General features: G+C 68.1%; 1 protein-coding gene. It reads left to right on the top strand.

Going from position 1 to position 946, the window contains the following annotated elements; translation table 11 throughout:
* Positions 1–51 precede the first annotated feature (51 nt).
* A protein-coding gene (locus B5M43_RS14890) for an IS5 family transposase (RefSeq protein WP_134746813.1) occupies positions 52–946 on the top strand; the annotation gives its coding sequence in 2 pieces (ribosomal slippage) (positions 52–402 and positions 404–946; 894 coding nt in all).

The raw sequence follows: 946 nt of genomic DNA on the forward strand, positions 1-946 counted from the left end.
CCTAGGGCGTGTCTGACAAAGGTTGGGGGCTGCGGCTGAGAGTCTCGAGGGGTGTCGCGGTTTCAGATGCTCTCTGATGCTCAGTGGTCGTTGATCGAGGGGATGCTGCCGCGTCCCACGGGCCGGCCGGGGCGGAAGTTCTCCGACGCTCGAACGATGGTGGAGGGGATCGTGTACCGGTATCGGACGGGGATCGCGTGGCGGGATCTGCCGGCGGTGTTCGGGCCGTGGCAGACGGTGTGGACCTGGCATCGCCGGATGGCGTCGGACGGCACTTGGGACCGGGTGCTGGCGAAGGTCACCGCCGCAGCGGACGCGGCGGGGATGATCGACTGGTCGTTGTCGGTGGACTCCACGATCGCCCGCGCGCATCAGCACGCGACGAACACGACCCGCCTCACAGGGGGCTGGATCGAATTACACGAATCCGCAGATCGAGCCGCCTGATCACGGCATCGGCCGCTCCCGAGGCGGTCTGTCGACGAAGATCCACCAGCTCGTGGACGGCAACGGGCTCCCTCTGGTGACACTGATCACTCCCGGGCAGGCGGGGGACTCGCCGATGTTCCTGCCGCTGATGGCGCAGCTGCGGGTCGGCCGCGACACCGGCCGGCCCCGCACCCGCCCGGACGCGGTCCGCGGCGACAAGGCGTATTCCTCACGCGCGATCCGGTCCCACCTGCGTTCCCGCGGGATCAAGGCGGTGATCCCCGAGCCCGACGACCAGAAAGGCCACCGCAAGCGCCGCGGATCCCGCGGCGGCAGACCTGTCGGGCTCGACGTCGCCGACTACAAGAACCGGAACGTCATCGAACGCCGCTACTGCCACATCAAACAATGGCGAGGCCTCGCAACCCGGTACGACAAGCACGCCGTGATCTACCGCGCCGCGGTCGTCCTCAACGCCGTCATCGCCTGGACCAAGGCTTTGTCAGACACGCCCTAG

This window comes from Microbacterium sp. MEC084, assembly GCF_004514465.2.
GTDB lineage: Bacteria > Actinomycetota > Actinomycetes > Actinomycetales > Microbacteriaceae > Microbacterium.